Raw genomic sequence first — 15,572 nt, 5'->3', positions numbered from 1 at the left:
AATGAAAACATATTTATAACATTTAGGCTGAATAAAATAATTACCAAAGCGGAGATGTATGGACATTCAAGTAGTTCATAACGTTACTGAATATGATAGAGAAGAGCTGCTAACGGGGCTAAGAAGCTACAATGCCCAGTTTATCGATTTTAGCAAACATGGGCAGCTCGGTGTCTACTGCAGAAATGAAAGCGGGGAGATGGTAGGTGGTTTAATTGCGGACAGGAAAGGTCCATGGTTGTGCATCGATTATCTTTGGGTGAGTGAATCAGCACGGAGTGGCGGTTTGGGTAGCAAACTTGTGAGCATGGCTGAGAAAGAAGGCGTACTGAAAGGGTGCATTCATGGCCTGGTCGATACGTTTAGCTTTCAGGCTCTCCCGTTTTATGAAAAACAGGGTTATATACTTCAAATGTCATTGCCTGATTTCCCTAAAGTAGGTTCACAAAGGCATTATCTAGTAAAAACTAATTTATAGTATTGCTGCTTTCGCTTTGCCAAGGCTGCCAACAGGCAGCCTTGACTTTCTTCACATAGCCAGAATGGTTGTCCGCTCCAGGCACTCAGCGGACCTTGTGCTTAAATTATGATGGCGCTGGCAGGATAGCTGTGGATGATTGAAAGGTAACAACTAATCCAGTAGCCGTAAATGCGTTGCAATTCCCCATCTAAGGGCAGCACATCGTCCATCAATCAGGTCGAAAACTGAGTAACTCGCGTTGGGTTGTGCATACCTCGGGAAATCATCGACAGTTCCACTTTTCAGAATCGAAAGAACGCCCTGAATGACATGCCCGTGCGACACAATACATATCGTTTGATGATGGCGTTTTTTTCCCAGAGCGTATAAAAAATGCATCATACGCTGAGAGGCATATGAGAGAGACTCGCCTCCGGGCGGACAATACTCGGCATCAAGTTTGAATAACGCTTCTGCAGCATCCGGGCTGTGCTTCAGGAGCTGCGCTGTTGCCATGCCTTCAAATTGACCAAATGCTTGTTCTTTCAGGGCAGGCTCAGCTATCAGTGAGCTACAAAAGCTTTCAGCCAGGCTCTGTCCCATTTGCCAGGCACGACCAAGCGGAGAAGCGTAGACACATTCTACCCGGTAATCACACGCTGCAAACGCCGCAAGTAAGGCTGATGTCTGGCGTTTCCCCCGGGAGGTCAATGCGCTATCGCTCTGTCCTTGTAGAATCTCTCTCACATTCCACTCGGTTTCCGCGTGTCGAACAAGTATCACTTGCATCATTAAAGGGCCATGTGTGTTATTGATGAAAATGCTAAAGACCAAACCTATCCCTTTAATAGAGTAGGATGTTTCTGCTCTGGATGATAAACAGCAATAAGTGTAGCTGACCAGGATGTTCAGTCTCAGAATTGATGCATTGAACATCGTTAACCTCCACTCCTGGTCCGCAGCAGCTTTCACCACCCTGGACTTAAATTTACCCAGCGATCGCTAACGCATTATCGACTTCAATGGCCAGATAACGGACTTTATGTGATGTTCATCACATAAAAATGATCCTGATTAGAGCTCCAAAATTGTGACTCTCTGCCATACCTCCCATCTAAAAAATCCCTATCATAAACTCGAAGTTGTACATGATTGTCCATGGACAACTCTAAATGTTCAGGTGCGCACCATGAAAACATTAATAAAAAGTTCACAAATTCCGCTTTATCAGCAGGTTGTGGAGTGGATAAGAGAAAGTATCTATAGCGGGGAACTTGTTGAGGATGACCGCATACCTTCAGAGTTTCAAATCATGGATATGCTTGAGGTGAGTCGCGGTACCGTTAAGAAAGCGGTGGACCAACTGGTAAGAGAAGGTGTCCTTGTGCAAGTTCAGGGTAAAGGCACCTTTGTGAAAAAGGAAAATGTTGCTTATCCGCTGGGTGAAGGTTTGCTCTCTTTTGCAGAAGCCCTGGCAAGCCAGAAAATAAACTTCACCACCAGCGTTATTACTTCCCGGCTGGAACCAGCCAATCGTTTCGTGGCTGAAAAGCTCGGAATTCACTCGGGGCAGGATATTCTGTTTCTTGAACGCCTTCGCTCTATTGGTGATGAAAAAGTGATGTTGATTGAAAATCGTATCAACATTGAGCTTTGTCCCGGTATTGTGGATGTGGATTTTACCAGGGAAAATTTATTTCCAACGATTGAGCGTTTATCTCAAAAGAAAATAAGTTTCTCTGAAAGTCGTTACGCTGCCAGACTCATTGGTAATGAACGAGGACATTTTCTGGATATTGGTGAAGATGCGCCTGTTTTACATTTAGAACAGTTAGTGTTTTTCTCCAGAGGATTGCCCGTTGAGTTTGGAAACGTCTGGCTAAAAGGCAATAAATATTATCTTGGCACCATATTGCAGCGCCGGGATGCTAACCAGTAAAGAGGGAATTATGCAGGATATTAATTTTCGTCGTCATTACGTGCGACACCTTCCAAAGGAGGTCAGCCAACAGGACATTATCAGGACTCTCGCCAGTCCACTCATTAACGATGGTATGGTCGTGTCTGATTTTGCCGATCACGTTATTGAGCGGGAAAAAAGTTTTCCAACAGGTCTGGCTGTTGAACCTGTGGGTGTCGCTATTCCCCATACCGATCACCAACATGTTCGTCAGAATGCGATCAGTATTGGGATATTGGCAGAATGCGTCAATTTCGAAGATATGGGCGGAGAGCCAGAACCTGTTCCAGTCAGGGTAGTATTCATGCTTGCATTAGGTGAAAGCAACAAGCAGCTCAATATCCTGGGCTGGATTATGGATGTCATCCAGGATGGGGATTTTATGCAGCAGTTGCTGGTCATGAATGATGATGAAATTTATCAATCAATTTACATACGATTATCTGAAAGAGGTGAGTTATGAGTCAAATGATACTGTTTGTTTGTGCAACGGGTGTTGCTACTTCCACAGCCGTGGCAGAAAAGGTAATGGAATATTGTAAAGAGAATGGGCTTGATGTTAATTACTCACAAACTAATGTCGCCTCTCTCCCAAATAATACTGATGGTGCAGCTTTAGTGGTATCAACAACAAAAGTGCCTTATGAACTGGATATCCCGGTTGTTAGCGGTCTGCCAATTATTACCGGAATAGGTGAGGATAAAGTACTGGAAAAAATAATTTCAATTCTTAAAGGCCAGGCCTGATTTCATAAATATAAAACAAGATAAATTATCCAGGCGCTAACGCGAGGTCTGGTTACATCTGAATCAAGAGGTCGGATATGAATGATATAGCACACACCCTCTATACCGTTGTGCAATATGTCCTGGGGTTTGGCCCTACGGTTTTATTACCGCTGGTGCTGTTCTTTCTGGCATTGTTCTTTAAGGTAAAACCAGCAAAAGCACTTCGTTCATCGTTAATTGTCGGAATTGGTTTTGTCGGGATTTATGCCATTTTTGACATTCTCACCAGCAATGTGGGTCCGGCTGCGCAGGCAATGGTTGAGCGTACCGGTATCAGTCTTCCAGTGGTCGATTTAGGCTGGCCACCGCTGGCTGCGATTACATGGGGTTCGCCGATCGCTCCCTTTGTTATCCCGCTGACTATGCTCATTAACGTCGCCATGCTGGCTATGAACAAGACACGCACTGTCGATGTTGACATGTGGAACTACTGGCACTTTGCTCTTGCCGGAACGCTGGTTTACTACAGCACGGGGAGTTTTGTGTTAGGGCTCTCTGCCGCTGCTATTGCCGCGATAGTCGTGCTCAAAGTTGCGGACTGGTCAGCGCCATTAGTCGCTAAGTACTTTGGTCTGGAAGGCATTTCGCTTCCCACTCTGTCATCTGTCGTCTTCTTCCCGATTGGGCTATTGTTTGACAAAATTATCGACAAAATTCCTGGTCTTAACCGTATTCATATCGATCCGGAAAGTGTGCAGAAAAGGCTCGGAATCTTTGGTGAACCGATGATGGTGGGGACAATTCTGGGTATCTTGCTGGGTATTATTGCCGGTTACGATTTTAAACATATCCTGCTGCTGGGTATTAGCATTGGTGGCGTTATGTTTATTCTCCCGCGCATGGTCCGTATCTTGATGGAAGGTTTATTACCGCTGTCAGAGGCTATCAAAAAATATCTGAATGCAAAATACCCCGGTCGCGATGATCTCTTTATCGGTCTGGATATCGCAGTAGCAGTCGGTAATCCAGCTATTATCTCCACGGCCCTGATCCTGACCCCCATCTCTGTCTTTATTGCATTTCTCCTTCCCGGCAATAAAGTCTTGCCACTTGGCGATCTGGCAAATCTGGCTGTCATGGCTTCAATGATTGTCCTGGCTTGTCGAGGTAATATTTTCCGGGCAGTGATTACCGCGATTCCGGTGATCATCGCCGACCTGTGGATTGCGACTAAAATTGCGCCATTTATTACCGGTATGGCTAAAGACGTTAATTTCAAGATGGCCGAAGGATCAAGTGGTCAGGTATCAAGCTTCCTGGATGGTGGCAACCCTTTCCGTTACTGGCTGCTTGAGATATTTAACGGAAATATGATTGCTATTGGGCTGGTCCCGGTAATTGCTCTGATTATTTACGCTATCTTTCGTCTGACAAAAGGAACTGTCTATGCCTGATTACCGCGCCGCGCTTGTCATCGATATTGGCACAACTAACTGCAAAGTCAGCTGTTATTCCTGTCATGACGCGTCAGTTTTGGATGTCCGCAAATTTCCTACACCTACCAGGGCGTCGGAGAGAGGCGGGGTAGATTTCGATATCGAAGCGCTGTGGCAGGCCCTGCGGCAGGTAATGGCTGAACTGGTAGCTTCTGCACCTTTCCCGGTGAAAGATATCAGTATTGCGAGTTTCGGTGAGTCTGGTGTTTTCGTTGATGAGCACGGTGACATTCTTACCCCGATGCTGGCCTGGTACGATCGTCGTGGTGAATCTTATCTGTCTTTGTTAAGCAAATCAGAGGCTGAAGAGCTTTACGCTATTACAGGACTTCCGCCTCACAGCAATTATTCAGCCTTCAAAATGAAATGGTTGCTTGATAACTACTCATTACATGAACGAAGAGATATTTGCTGGTTACATGCACCTGAAGTACTGCTGTGGAGAATGACGGGTGAGAAAAAGACGGAAGTCTCAATGGCCAGCAGAACGTTGTGCCTGGATGTCAGCCGACAGACCTGGTCTCGTAAAGCTGCCGGGATCCTCGGTATACCATTTGATGCGCTGGCACCATTGATAAAGCCGGGTGAAGTCGCGGGTTGGATGACCGCCACGCTCAGACAAGAGCTTGGATTCTCTCATGAAGTCAAAATCACGATTGCGGGACACGATCATATGGTCGGAGCCCGGGCATTACAGATGCAACCCGGTGAGGTGTTGAATTCTACCGGGACGACAGAGGGTATTTTGCTGCTGGATACTCAGCCAACACTCAGTGATCAGTCACGGAGGGATAAACTGGCAAACGGCTGTTATTCCGATGCTGAATTTTTCACGCTTTTTGCATCACTTCCTGTTGGCGGTTATGCGCTTGAATGGGTGAGAAAAACGTTTCGTTTGACGGATGAGGAAATTCAAACAGGCCTGGAAAAAGCACGCGAGCGCTATGTCCAGCCTTCCTGGTCTGCCGAAGACATTCCCGTGTTCATTCCTCATTTGCGGGGGTCTGGTTCGCCAAATAAAAATCGGCACACGCGCGGTCTGATTTTTGGTCTGACGGATTCACTTTCGCCAGCAACTCTGCTTGAGAGTGTCTTTATCGGTCTGGCGATGGAATTTTCTCTCTGTTATGAGTGCTTTAACATCCAGGCTGGCAGGAGTGTAAAAGTAATAGGCCCTGCGGTGAGAAACCCGTACTGGCTACAGTTGAAGGCTGACATCCTTCAATGCCCCATTGAGGCCATTGCTTTTGATGAAGCCGTATCCGTTGGGGCATTATTGATAGCCTGCCCGGAGATTGACCCTCCCTCTGTTCCTGTGGCCGGGCGCTATATTCCTGACGTAATACGGTCGGAGAAGTTGCAAAAATATCAGCAGCAATGGCTAGCCTTTTACCGATTTAAATTAATGCAGGAAGGAGTATTTATTGGTGAGGAGGGTAATAGCTCAGTAGTTCGATAATTTCTTTACACTTTCAATATATATATCTGGAGTTAATATGCCTTTAGTTAATGGTAGGATCCTGCTCAATTGCATTCAGGAAAAGCAGGTGCTGGCTGGTGCATTTAATACAACAAACCTGGAGACGACAATTTCTATTCTTAATGCAATAGAACGCTCGGGGTTACCTAATTTTATTCAGATTGCGCCAACTAATGCGCAGCTTTCTGGTTACGATTACATTTACGAAATTGTTAAACGGTATGCTGACAAAATGGATGTCCCGGTGAGCCTGCATCTGGACCATGGTAAAACCCTGGCAGATGTTAAGCAGGCGGTAAGAGCCGGGTTTACCTCAGTAATGATTGATGGCGCGGCTTTACCGCTTGAAGAAAATATTGCTTTTACAAGAGAGGCGGTTGATTTCTGTAAATCATTTGGCGTACCCGTTGAAGCGGAACTTGGCGCTATTCTGGGTAAAGAAGACGATCACGTTAGCGAGGCTGACTGCAAAACCGAACCCGAGAAAGTCCAGCGCTTCGTTGAAGAAACAGGGTGTGACATGCTGGCAGTGTCAATCGGCAATGTCCACGGACTGGAAGATATCCCACGCATCGATATCCCGCTACTGCAACGCATTGCTTCCGTTTGCCCGGTCCCCCTGGTTATCCACGGCGGCTCTGGTATTGATGAAGAGATTCTTCGCAGCTTTGTTAATTATAAAGTGGCAAAGGTTAATATTGCGAGTGATTTGCGCAAAGCCTTCATTACTACAGTCGGAAAAGCCTGGGTGAATAATAATAACGAGGCTAATCTTGCTCGCGTAATGGCAAATGCAAAACAGGCGGTTGAAGATGATGTGTATTCTAAAATTCAGATGATGAATAAACTGCACCCTGCATTTCGCAAAGCGTGTTAAGGATCGGACATGATTAGACAAAAAGTACGCGTCATGAACAGTACCGGATTACATGCCCGACCCGCCGCAAGCCTGGCCCGGATCGTCAAAAAGTACCAGTCTTCATTGATACTGGTTTATAATGACAAAGAAATCCCCATTAAAGGAATGATGAGCATTCTGGGTGCCGGTGTAAAAGGAAATACGATGATTGACCTCATTTGTGATGGACAGGATGAACTGGCCTTTATGGATGAATTAAAATCTGCCTTTGCTGCTGGTTTTGGTGAGTCCGAATAGTGTCATTCCCTTAAGAGGCGCGTGAAGTTGTGACGACTTGATGCGCCTCTTATGATCTTTTGAATCACAATCACTTAACTTATTGAATGCAGGCTTTTTTCATTAATAGAATCGACCTTCTTACTCTCTTAATGTCTTTCCACAGCGTTTAGCTTTCAGAGTATAAACTTCGGCTTCTGGCACCAGGCCGCCCACCAGCATCCATGAACTCCCGCGTTATGGTTGTGCGGGTAAAATGTATTCTTAATGTGCTGTACTATATGTTCGGGAAAAGGGCAAAGAGGATGCAATAAGATGCTGGCTTATATCACTATAGGTACAAATAACTTTCAGCGCGCCGTGGACTTTTATGACGCTATTTTTAAGGTTCTTGGCTACTCGCGATTGCCTGCCTGGACAGAAAGCTGGGCAATGTGGGGAGATGAAAATAATCCGGATGAAGTATTCAACTTCTGCATCTGTCCTCCTTTTGACCGCCATCCCGCAACGGCGGGAAACGGGACAATGTTCGCATTTCATGCAGACAATGCTGACATTGTCAGACGATTCCATGCAGCAGGTCTCCTTGCGGGAGGGGAGAGTGAAGGCGAGCCAGGTACACGCCCCGCATACGGACCCGACTTTTATGTTGCTTATCTGCGCGATCCTGACGGGCATAAGCTGGCATGCGTTTGTCAGCGCTATTCTCCTGAAGCCGATAAGTTCGTAAATGAACCTTAGGGACTTCACTTAACCCATTTAACGGTTTGAGCATTGATAAAGCCTGGCGATGAAATGCGGCGTTTGCGGCGAACTCGCTCAATATCGTTTACGGCTGCCACCGTTCGCCCCGGCCCTTAGCCGCCCGGGCTAATTCACTCCCGCATTAAAGCTGCCGGGCTGATTATGGTGCCGTCCCTTAATGAGCTCAGGAGAGCGGAGCGGCAGGGCATTCTTCTGAATAAGCTGAGAACGGCGATAGCCCCAGACCCTGGTTTTATCGCCGTTTAGCGTCTAAGCCACCTTACTCCTTCTTCTCGCCAAGCGTCGGCGTCTCGTCAAAGAAGTTCCACGGTTTCAGCAGCGCATGCGCCCACTCGGTCGGCATAATCGGCCACTCCTCAGCGCGGGCAACGTGGGTGGTACCGGTGGTGATCCACACGACATCATCGTGGTTGTCCAGGGATTCATCATCTTTCGCGTACTGGCCGAGGCCGGTGTCGTGAATTGAACGGTTAGGGTACTTACCTTCCGGGAAGCGTTCGGTCGGATGATAGCGGGTGACCCACAGCTGTTTATCCATAAAGCTCAGGCGATGGTAAATCCACTCATCAGGGGCAAATTTTGCCCCGGTAGCGACCGGATGCGTGCCGCCCGCGTAAGGGATAATCTGATACGACACCGGATTACCCATCCGGTTTTCCCTGGTGGTATTGCTTAGCAGACGGATGGTGCCCGGGTCAAATTTCTGCGCCGCTTTCTGCTCGCTATCAATCGTGTACTGATTGATCTGCATGGTGCTGCTGCGCGGGCCGCCGGCGGTATTCGGCTTCACTTCCGGGTCCATGGCCACCAGCGTGTTGTTCTCTCCGTCAACGTCAAGATCGAGGCGGAAGTTATAAATATGCTGGTGGGTGGTGCCGACAATATTATGGTCAATCAGCGTGCCGTAGCGGGTGTCCTCTTTGGCGCTCGGGTCATGCATGGTCTTCGCTTTCACGCCTTTAACCGCTTCGATGCCGGTGGCTCCGGCGTCAATGCCGATTGTGCCGTTTTCGTGGAATACCCAGTCAAAGATATAGTCGTAGTTGCCGACGGTACTGATCCAGCGCACCACCAGTTCGCGGCGCTCGGTACTGACGTTCGGCTTGCCCATCTCCTGATGTTTATACTCCGGCCCGGCGTAGCGTTCGAAAATAGCGATCGCGCGCGGAATGGTAGTGGGTGTGCCGGTATAGTCGGCGATGGTTTCATCCAGCAGGACCGCGTTGGACGGCGCGTCTTTACCGCGGACGATAGGTGAGGTCAGGGTGCCCATGCCGTAGTCGCCGGAATCGAGATAGGCCTTAAAGTACCAGCCCACGTCCGGGTCGCCGTAGGGCACGATCATTCCACCGAGCGATCCTTCGTACATCACCTGACGTTTCTTGCCGTTATCGTTATATGTCACGGTGGAGAGAATCGGCCCAACGCGGGAGTTCATGCGCAGGTGGAAATCCCAGTTTTGCCAGTGGATCATATCGCCGGTAATGGTGTAGTTTTTGCCTTCCGGCTCGATGATATCGAGGGGTTTAACCTTCGGTGCCACGCGGTCGCGCCCGTCATAGGGGCGGGCTGCCATCGGTACCGGGATCGTCGGACCTTCTTCAATTTTAATAATCTTCTTCTGTTCGAGGTCGACTACCGCGACCAGATTTTCAATCGGATGCGCCCAGTAGTTACCGTCGCCAACGTCAAGATAGCTGACCACTTTCAGCAGCCGCGCATCCTGCTTGAGGCCATCTTTGCCGTCGAAGTAGCCGACGGTTAGCGGGGTGGTAATCACCTTGCTCGGGTCGTCGATGCCGTGTTTTTTTAACACTTCGGCAAATTCGCTGCTGGCGTTGATGATGTTCTGCACGCTGGCGAAATCATCCAGCAGCACCATGCCGTGGGCGTCTTTAATCGGCGTCCATGAAAGCACCTTTTTATTCTGTAAATCCACCACTGCCTCAATAACGTGCTTGCCGTCGAGCATGATCACGTCGGCAGCGCGCGGGGCGTTGACCGGCGTACCGTTGAGGGCAAAATCCCACACCGCTTTTTTATCCGGCTCGCGCAGGGAGATCTCGGTGAATCGGGTATTGGGTTTGAAATCCGCCGCGGCTTTAACGATAGCGACCGCTGCGCTGATTTCCGCCGCTGAGAGCGAGTTCAGCGGATGCGGGCGTTTTTCCACCTGGAAGGTCTGGTCAAGACCGGACTGAAAAACGTCGTTAATAAAGGTGTCAGAAACCCATGCTTTGCCGTCTTTCATCACTACCGGCACCTGCAGCTCCAGGGTTTTACCATTGACGATGGCCGTTTTCGCCCCTGGTTTTACCTTTACGTAAGCGCCGTCTTTAATCAGGGTAAACATCTGCGCGTAGTCATCCCACTGAACGTCCGCGCCAAAATCCTGCAGGGTTTTATCCATCGGGACCATATGCGCTTCGCCGCCGTGGGCGAACGCCGGGCCTTGCCAGGCGCAAAACAGGGCGACAGCCAGCGCCATAGCCGTCTTGCGGGGGGAAAGAATCGCCATTGTGACCTCACCTTATTGTTGTGTTGTGCAGTGCCGCTGCGAATGTCGGCTTGTCTATCGTTAAGCTAACAGCGGTCAGCGCCGGGGCGTTTGCCTGCTTTTGCCAGGTTGTTTGTCAGTTTTGCCAGTTACAAAAAATGCCTCCGCAGAGGCATGAAGATGGCGATAAAGATGGGAGAATTTCTAATATTTACCCGGCAAAATCCCCCTGCTGGCGGGCCACCAGGGTCAGAATGGAGTAGAGGGCGACCGCCTGCTGGTGCTGATTAAAAATCTCTACCGCCCACTCAACGACGCCGGTCGCTTTCTCTTCAGCGTTGCGCTGACGTTTCACCGTTTTACGCTTGCAGGTCAGGCGTACCTGGATGGTATCGCCCGGCTTCACCGGCTCGATGAAGCGCAGATTCTCCATCCCGTAGTTGGCGATCACCGGGCCGACCCCGGCGTCAACAAACAGCCCGGCAGCGGCGGAAATCAGGAAGTAGCCGTGCACCACGCGTTCGCCGAAAATCGACTCCGCCGCGGCAATCTTATCCATATGGGCGTAAAAGTGATCGCCGCTCAGGCAGGCGAAGTTGACGATATCCGCCTCGGTCAGCGTGCGGCGCGGAGTCAACAGGCTGTCGCCCGGCTGGATCTCCTCGAAATATTTGCGGAACGGGTGAATGCGGTCTTCCACCACCTGCGCGCCGCGCACCCACTGCTGGCCGATGGCGGCGAGCATCGTCGGGCTACCCTGAATCGCGGTGCGCTGCATATAGTGCTTCACCGCTCGCAGGCCGCCCAGCTCTTCACCGCCGCCGGCGCGCCCCGGACCGCCGTGTACCAGCTGCGGCAGCGGGGAGCCGTGGCCGGTGGACTCTGCGGAAGACTCTTCGTTCAGTACCTGAATTCGTCCGTGGGCGCGGGCGGCGCCGAGAATAAACGCGCGCGCCAGTTTTCCGCTGGCGGTGACCAGCGTGCCTGCCAGGCTACCTTCACCGGCCCGCGCCAGGGCCATCGCATGCTCGACGCTCTGATAGGGCATCAGAGTAGCCACGGGGCCGAACGCTTCAATGGCGTGTACCGCCGGGGTCTCATCCGGCTGCGGGCAGAACAGCAGCGTCGGCGGGAAGAATGCGCCCGCGGCGTTGAGATCCGCGCGACCACCCAGCAACACTTCACATCCCGCTTCGATCAGACGGTTTACATTATCCTGTACGTCCTGACGCTGTTCGTGGTTCACCAGCGCGCCCATCTTCACGCCTTCCTGCGCCGGGTCACCGAACGCCACTTTTTGCAGGCGCGCAACCAGCGCGTCGCTCACCGCTTTCACCTGTGCCTGCGGCACGATAATACGGCGGATGGCGGTGCACTTTTGCCCGGCCTTCGCCGTCATTTCTCGTACCACTTCGCGAATGAACAGCGCGAACTCCGGCTGCTCCGGCGTGACGTCGTCACCGAGTACGCAACAGTTTAGCGAATCCGCTTCCATGGTGAAGGGAATGGACTTCGCGATCAGGTTGGGATGCACCCGCAGCTGCTGTCCGGTATGGGCCGAGCCGGTAAAGGTGACAACATCCTGGCTATCGAGATGGTCGAGCAGATCGCCCGCACCACCGCAGATCAGGCTGATTGCGCCCTCTGGCACCAGTCCGCTATCGACAATCATTTTAACCATCGCCTGAGTCAGCTGCGCGGTAGCGGTAGCCGGTTTGATGATGGCGGGCATCCCGGCAAGCCAGGTGGGCGCCAGCTTTTCCAGCATGCCCCAGCAGGGAAAGTTAAAAGCGTTGATATGCACTGCCACGCCGGACTTCGAGGTCAGCACGTGGCGGGCGGCGAAGCCTCCCTGTTTTGATAGCGGAATCAGCTCATCTTCCGGCCACAGGGTATCGTCCGGCAGCTCGCGGCTGCCAAGGCTGGCGTAGGTGAAAAGGGTGCCAATCCCCCCTTCGATATCCACCCAGCTGTCGGCACGGGTAGCGCCGGTTTCGGCAGAGATTGTATACAACGCCGCCTTCTGCTCCAGCAAATATCTGGCGACCGCCTTCAGCATTGCGCTGCGCTCAATAAAGGTCATTGCCTCCAGCGCTTTGCCGCCGCGCTCAATCGCGAAGCGTCGCGCCTGCGCCATATCCAGACCCTCGCTGGTGACTTCCCATAGCGCTTCGCCGCTGATGGCGTGATGGATAGTGCGCGCGTGGCCCCGGCCGGTCTGCCACGTGCCGGACAAGTAGCTGGCTAACTGCTGCATGTTTCATCTCCAGATGTGTTACGTGAAATATCTATAAATAGTTCTTTGGTGAATCATAAAAAGCAAGCCTGTATTTAATAATTTATTAACATTGTGATCGGTGGCGATCTGCGTTTAGCACTTAATCTATTGTTAGTTATGTGGTTTACAAAAGCTTTTGCGGTAGCTATCACAAAAAGAACAAACAAAATTTGTGGTTTTATTTAACCTGAATGTAACTTTTATAAAACAAAGTGATTCGAAAATTATTTATAGTCGAATTTATTGGAATCATAAAAGGTGATGACGTGACAGAAGAACAACGCTTTGACCAGCGCATCGCGCAGGAGACGGCCATCGAACCGCAGGACTGGATGCCGGAAGCCTACCGCAAAACGCTGATCCGCCAGATTGGTCAGCACGCGCATTCGGAAATCGTCGGCATGCTGCCGGAGGGCAACTGGATAACTCGCGCGCCAACCCTGCGCCGCAAAGCGATTCTGCTGGCGAAAGTGCAGGATGAAGCCGGGCACGGTCTGTATCTCTACAGCGCCGCGGAAACCCTCGGCTGCGCCCGCGAAGATCTGTATCAGAAGATGCTCGACGGCAAGATGAAGTACTCCTCCATCTTCAACTACCCGACTCTGAGCTGGGCGGACATCGGCGTAATCGGCTGGCTGGTGGACGGCGCGGCCATCGTCAATCAGGTGGCGCTGTGCCGTACCTCCTACGGACCCTATGCCCGGGCGATGGTCAAGATCTGCAAAGAGGAGAGCTTTCATCAGCGCCAGGGATTCGAAGCCTGCATGGCGCTGGCGCAGGGTAGCGACGCGCAGCGGCAGATGCTGCAGGACGCCATCAACCGTTTCTGGTGGCCGGCGCTGATGATGTTCGGTCCGAACGACGATAACTCGCCAAACAGCGCCCGCAGCATGGCGTGGAAAATCAAGCGTCACTCCAACGATGAGCTGCGCCAGCGCTTTGTCGATAACACCATTCCGCAGGTGGAAATCCTCGGCATGACCGTACCCGACCCGGATTTACAGCGGGATGAAGCCACCGGCCACTACCGCTTTGGCGCCATCGACTGGCAGGAATTTAACGAGGTCATTGCCGGACGCGGGATCTGCAACCACGAACGTCTGGCCGCTAAACGCAAGGCGTGGGAAGAGGGCGCATGGGTGCGGGAAGCCGCGCTGGCGCATGCGCAAAAACAGCAGGCTCGCGACGCCGCATAAGGAGAAGAAAGATGAACAATAACTATTGGCCTTTATATGAAGTGTTCGTTCGCAGCAAACAGGGACTGTCCCACCGCCACGTCGGCAGTCTGCACGCCGCCGATGACCAGATGGCGCTGGAAAACGCCCGCGATGCCTATACCCGCCGCAGCGAAGGCTGTTCGATTTGGGTGGTGAAGGCCAGCGAAATCGTTGCCTCGCAGCCTGAAGAGCGCGGTGAATTTTTCGATCCGGCGGAGAGCAAAGTCTATCGCCATCCCACCTTCTACACCGTGCCCGACGGCATGGAACATATGTGAGGCGACGATGAAAAACGATAACCCCGTTGCAGCTTATGCTCTGCGCCTCGGCGATAACGGCCTGGTGCTGGCCCAGTGTCTGGGCGAGTGGTGCGGCCACGCGCCGGAGCTGGAGATCGATCTGGCGCTGGCCAATATCGGTCTCGACCTGCTGGGGCAGGCGCGCAATTTCCTCAGCTATGCCGCTGAACTGGCTGGCAGCGGCGATGAAGACACCCTGGCCTTTGGCCGCGACGAGCGTCAGTTTCGCAATTTGCTGCTGGCGGAGCAGCCCAACGGCAACTTTGCCGACACCCTTGCTCGCCAGTTTTTTATCGATGTCTGGCACGTAGCGCTGTTCAGCCGCCTGGTCGGCAGTCGCGATACGCAGCTCGCCGCCATCGCCGCCAAAGCGTTAAAAGAAGTGCGCTACCACCAGCGCTTTAGCCGTGGCTGGCTGGAGCGCCTGGGCAACGGCACGGCGCTTTCGGCGCAGAGAATGCAAAGCGCAGTCGATAATCTGTGGCGCTTTACCGGCGAGCTGTTCCAGGCCGATGAGCTGGAGATTGAGCTGATCGCGCAGGGCATCGCCGTCGACCCACGCGAACTGCAGGGCGAATGGCAGAGTGCGGTACATACGGCGCTGATCGACTCCGGTTTACAGATCCCGCAAGAAGCGGCCTTCCGCAGCGGCGGTAAACAGGGGCTGCACAGCGAGCATCTCGGGCCGCTGCTGGCGGAGATGCAGTATTTACAGCGCGCGTATCCCGGCCAGCAGTGGTAGCAGGAGGTGGTTATGCAACGTCTGGTTGATATCGCTCCCCCGGAGATCCACGCCGTCTGGGAGGTATTAAGCGCCATTCCCGACCCGGAAGTTCCGGTGTTGACGATTACCGACCTCGGCATGGTGCGCAGCGTGGATCGCCGCGGCGATGGCTGGGTGATTGGCTTTACGCCAACCTACTCGGGCTGCCCGGCGACCGAACATCTGTTGGGAGAAATCCGCGCGGCAATGACGGAAAACGGCTACGCGCCGGTGCATATCGTGCTGCAGCTGGACCCGCCGTGGACTACTGACTGGATGGGGCCGGAGGCGCGTGAACGTCTGCGCCAGTACGGCATCAGTCCGCCGCAGGGTCATGCCTGCCATGCCCATATGCCGGAGGAGGTGGTCTGCCCGCGCTGCGCCAGCCGCCATACCTCGCTGATTAGCGAATTCGGTTCCACGGCCTGCAAAGCGCTGTATCGCTGCGACAGCTGCCGGGAACCCTTTGATTACTTTAAATGTATTTGAGGTT

At 52.1% G+C, this 15,572-nt stretch carries 16 protein-coding genes; 13 read left to right on the top strand and 3 right to left on the bottom strand.

Translation table 11 applies throughout. The annotated features are described in order from the left end of the window. Positions 1-58 precede the first annotated feature (58 nt). Positions 59-478, top strand: a complete 420-nt coding sequence (locus IAE27_RS18650) for a GNAT family N-acetyltransferase (RefSeq protein ID WP_023222075.1) — start codon at positions 59-61, stop codon at positions 476-478. 153 nt (positions 479-631) lie between these two features. Here IAE27_RS18650 and IAE27_RS18645 read toward each other — a convergent pair whose 3' ends face one another. Beyond that, positions 632-1,252 (bottom strand): histidine phosphatase family protein, encoded by a 621-nt coding sequence (locus IAE27_RS18645; RefSeq protein ID WP_070557708.1) that lies wholly within the window; start codon positions 1,250-1,252, stop codon positions 632-634. Positions 1,253-1,649: 397 nt separating this feature from the next. Between IAE27_RS18645 and IAE27_RS18640 the strand changes: the two genes are divergently transcribed. The 8 genes from IAE27_RS18640 (at position 1,650) to IAE27_RS18605 (ending at position 8,001) form a co-directional block, all read left to right on the top strand. Beyond that, entirely contained in the window at positions 1,650-2,399 is a 750-nt protein-coding gene (locus IAE27_RS18640) for a GntR family transcriptional regulator (protein WP_200092777.1), read from the top strand. Positions 2,400-2,409: 10 nt separating this feature from the next. Further along, complete coding sequence (locus IAE27_RS18635) at positions 2,410-2,883, top strand: PTS sugar transporter subunit IIA (protein WP_004101659.1); 474 nt, start codon at positions 2,410-2,412, stop codon at positions 2,881-2,883. Next, complete coding sequence (locus IAE27_RS18630; RefSeq protein WP_004101661.1) at positions 2,880-3,167, top strand: PTS sugar transporter subunit IIB; 288 nt, start codon at positions 2,880-2,882, stop codon at positions 3,165-3,167. Before IAE27_RS18635 ends, IAE27_RS18630 begins: the two co-directional genes overlap by 4 nt. Before the next feature lie 77 nt (positions 3,168-3,244). Next, positions 3,245-4,603 (top strand): PTS galactitol transporter subunit IIC, encoded by a 1,359-nt coding sequence (locus tag IAE27_RS18625; protein ID WP_064344621.1) that lies wholly within the window; start codon positions 3,245-3,247, stop codon positions 4,601-4,603. Next, positions 4,596-6,104, top strand: coding sequence for an FGGY-family carbohydrate kinase (locus IAE27_RS18620; RefSeq protein ID WP_200092776.1), 1,509 nt, complete (start codon positions 4,596-4,598; stop codon positions 6,102-6,104). The genes IAE27_RS18625 and IAE27_RS18620 overlap by 8 nt, the downstream gene beginning before the upstream one ends. 37 nt (positions 6,105-6,141) lie before the next feature. Beyond that, on the top strand, positions 6,142-7,002 hold the full coding sequence (locus tag IAE27_RS18615) for a class II aldolase (RefSeq protein ID WP_200092775.1): 861 nt from the start codon (positions 6,142-6,144) through the stop codon (positions 7,000-7,002). 9 nt (positions 7,003-7,011) lie between these two features. Beyond that, positions 7,012-7,281, top strand: a complete 270-nt coding sequence (locus tag IAE27_RS18610) for an HPr family phosphocarrier protein (RefSeq protein WP_200092773.1) — start codon at positions 7,012-7,014, stop codon at positions 7,279-7,281. Between the two features lie 294 nt (positions 7,282-7,575). Next, positions 7,576-8,001 carry a VOC family protein gene (locus IAE27_RS18605; RefSeq protein ID WP_017145990.1) on the top strand — a complete coding sequence of 142 codons (426 nt, stop codon included), beginning with the start codon at positions 7,576-7,578 and terminating at the stop codon, positions 7,999-8,001. Between the two features lie 283 nt (positions 8,002-8,284). Here the strand turns inward: IAE27_RS18605 and tynA are convergent, their stop codons facing one another. Both tynA and paaZ read right to left on the bottom strand, forming a co-directional pair. Further along, positions 8,285-10,543, bottom strand: coding sequence for a primary-amine oxidase (tynA, locus tag IAE27_RS18600; protein WP_200092772.1), 2,259 nt, complete (start codon positions 10,541-10,543; stop codon positions 8,285-8,287). A 190-nt stretch (positions 10,544-10,733) separates the two neighbouring features. Beyond that, on the bottom strand, positions 10,734-12,779 hold the full coding sequence (gene paaZ, locus IAE27_RS18595) for a phenylacetic acid degradation bifunctional protein PaaZ (protein ID WP_070557542.1): 2,046 nt from the start codon (positions 12,777-12,779) through the stop codon (positions 10,734-10,736). A 287-nt stretch (positions 12,780-13,066) separates the two neighbouring features. Between paaZ and paaA the strand changes: the two genes are divergently transcribed. Genes paaA through paaD form a run of 4 tightly spaced genes read left to right on the top strand, consistent with a single transcriptional unit; the run spans position 13,067 to position 15,568 of the window. Continuing rightward, complete coding sequence (paaA, locus tag IAE27_RS18590; RefSeq protein WP_004101678.1) at positions 13,067-13,996, top strand: 1,2-phenylacetyl-CoA epoxidase subunit PaaA; 930 nt, start codon at positions 13,067-13,069, stop codon at positions 13,994-13,996. Positions 13,997-14,007: 11 nt separating this feature from the next. After that, positions 14,008-14,295, top strand: a complete 288-nt coding sequence (paaB, locus tag IAE27_RS18585; RefSeq protein WP_070557543.1) for a 1,2-phenylacetyl-CoA epoxidase subunit PaaB — start codon at positions 14,008-14,010, stop codon at positions 14,293-14,295. A 7-nt stretch (positions 14,296-14,302) separates the two neighbouring features. After that, entirely contained in the window at positions 14,303-15,058 is a 756-nt protein-coding gene (paaC, locus tag IAE27_RS18580) for a 1,2-phenylacetyl-CoA epoxidase subunit PaaC (protein ID WP_200092770.1), read from the top strand. Positions 15,059-15,070: 12 nt separating this feature from the next. Beyond that, complete coding sequence (gene paaD / locus IAE27_RS18575) at positions 15,071-15,568, top strand: 1,2-phenylacetyl-CoA epoxidase subunit PaaD (protein WP_004101681.1); 498 nt, start codon at positions 15,071-15,073, stop codon at positions 15,566-15,568. Positions 15,569-15,572 lie beyond the last annotated feature (4 nt).

It is taken from the genome of Klebsiella sp. S69, assembly GCF_016516145.1.
GTDB classification, from domain to species: Bacteria; Pseudomonadota; Gammaproteobacteria; order Enterobacterales; family Enterobacteriaceae; genus Klebsiella; species Klebsiella oxytoca.
This window is presented reverse-complemented; position numbering and strand designations above follow the sequence as displayed.

What these genes read in the sequence shown, in the direction of transcription:
- IAE27_RS18650 (WP_023222075.1), top strand. Translation starts at nt 59, where the DNA reads ATGGACATTCAAGTAGTTCATAACGTTACTGAATATGATAGAGAAGAG.
- IAE27_RS18645 (WP_070557708.1), bottom strand. Translation starts at nt 1,252, where the DNA reads ATGATGCAAGTGATACTTGTTCGACACGCGGAAACCGAGTGGAATGTG.
- IAE27_RS18640 (WP_200092777.1), top strand. Translation starts at nt 1,650, where the DNA reads ATGAAAACATTAATAAAAAGTTCACAAATTCCGCTTTATCAGCAGGTT.
- IAE27_RS18635 (WP_004101659.1), top strand. Translation starts at nt 2,410, where the DNA reads ATGCAGGATATTAATTTTCGTCGTCATTACGTGCGACACCTTCCAAAG.
- IAE27_RS18630 (WP_004101661.1), top strand. Translation starts at nt 2,880, where the DNA reads ATGAGTCAAATGATACTGTTTGTTTGTGCAACGGGTGTTGCTACTTCC.
- IAE27_RS18625 (WP_064344621.1), top strand. Translation starts at nt 3,245, where the DNA reads ATGAATGATATAGCACACACCCTCTATACCGTTGTGCAATATGTCCTG.
- IAE27_RS18620 (WP_200092776.1), top strand. Translation starts at nt 4,596, where the DNA reads ATGCCTGATTACCGCGCCGCGCTTGTCATCGATATTGGCACAACTAAC.
- IAE27_RS18615 (WP_200092775.1), top strand. Translation starts at nt 6,142, where the DNA reads ATGCCTTTAGTTAATGGTAGGATCCTGCTCAATTGCATTCAGGAAAAG.
- IAE27_RS18610 (WP_200092773.1), top strand. Translation starts at nt 7,012, where the DNA reads ATGATTAGACAAAAAGTACGCGTCATGAACAGTACCGGATTACATGCC.
- IAE27_RS18605 (WP_017145990.1), top strand. Translation starts at nt 7,576, where the DNA reads ATGCTGGCTTATATCACTATAGGTACAAATAACTTTCAGCGCGCCGTG.
- tynA (WP_200092772.1), bottom strand. Translation starts at nt 10,543, where the DNA reads ATGGCGATTCTTTCCCCCCGCAAGACGGCTATGGCGCTGGCTGTCGCC.
- paaZ (WP_070557542.1), bottom strand. Translation starts at nt 12,779, where the DNA reads ATGCAGCAGTTAGCCAGCTACTTGTCCGGCACGTGGCAGACCGGCCGG.
- paaB (WP_070557543.1), top strand. Translation starts at nt 14,008, where the DNA reads ATGAACAATAACTATTGGCCTTTATATGAAGTGTTCGTTCGCAGCAAA.
- paaC (WP_200092770.1), top strand. Translation starts at nt 14,303, where the DNA reads ATGAAAAACGATAACCCCGTTGCAGCTTATGCTCTGCGCCTCGGCGAT.
- paaD (WP_004101681.1), top strand. Translation starts at nt 15,071, where the DNA reads ATGCAACGTCTGGTTGATATCGCTCCCCCGGAGATCCACGCCGTCTGG.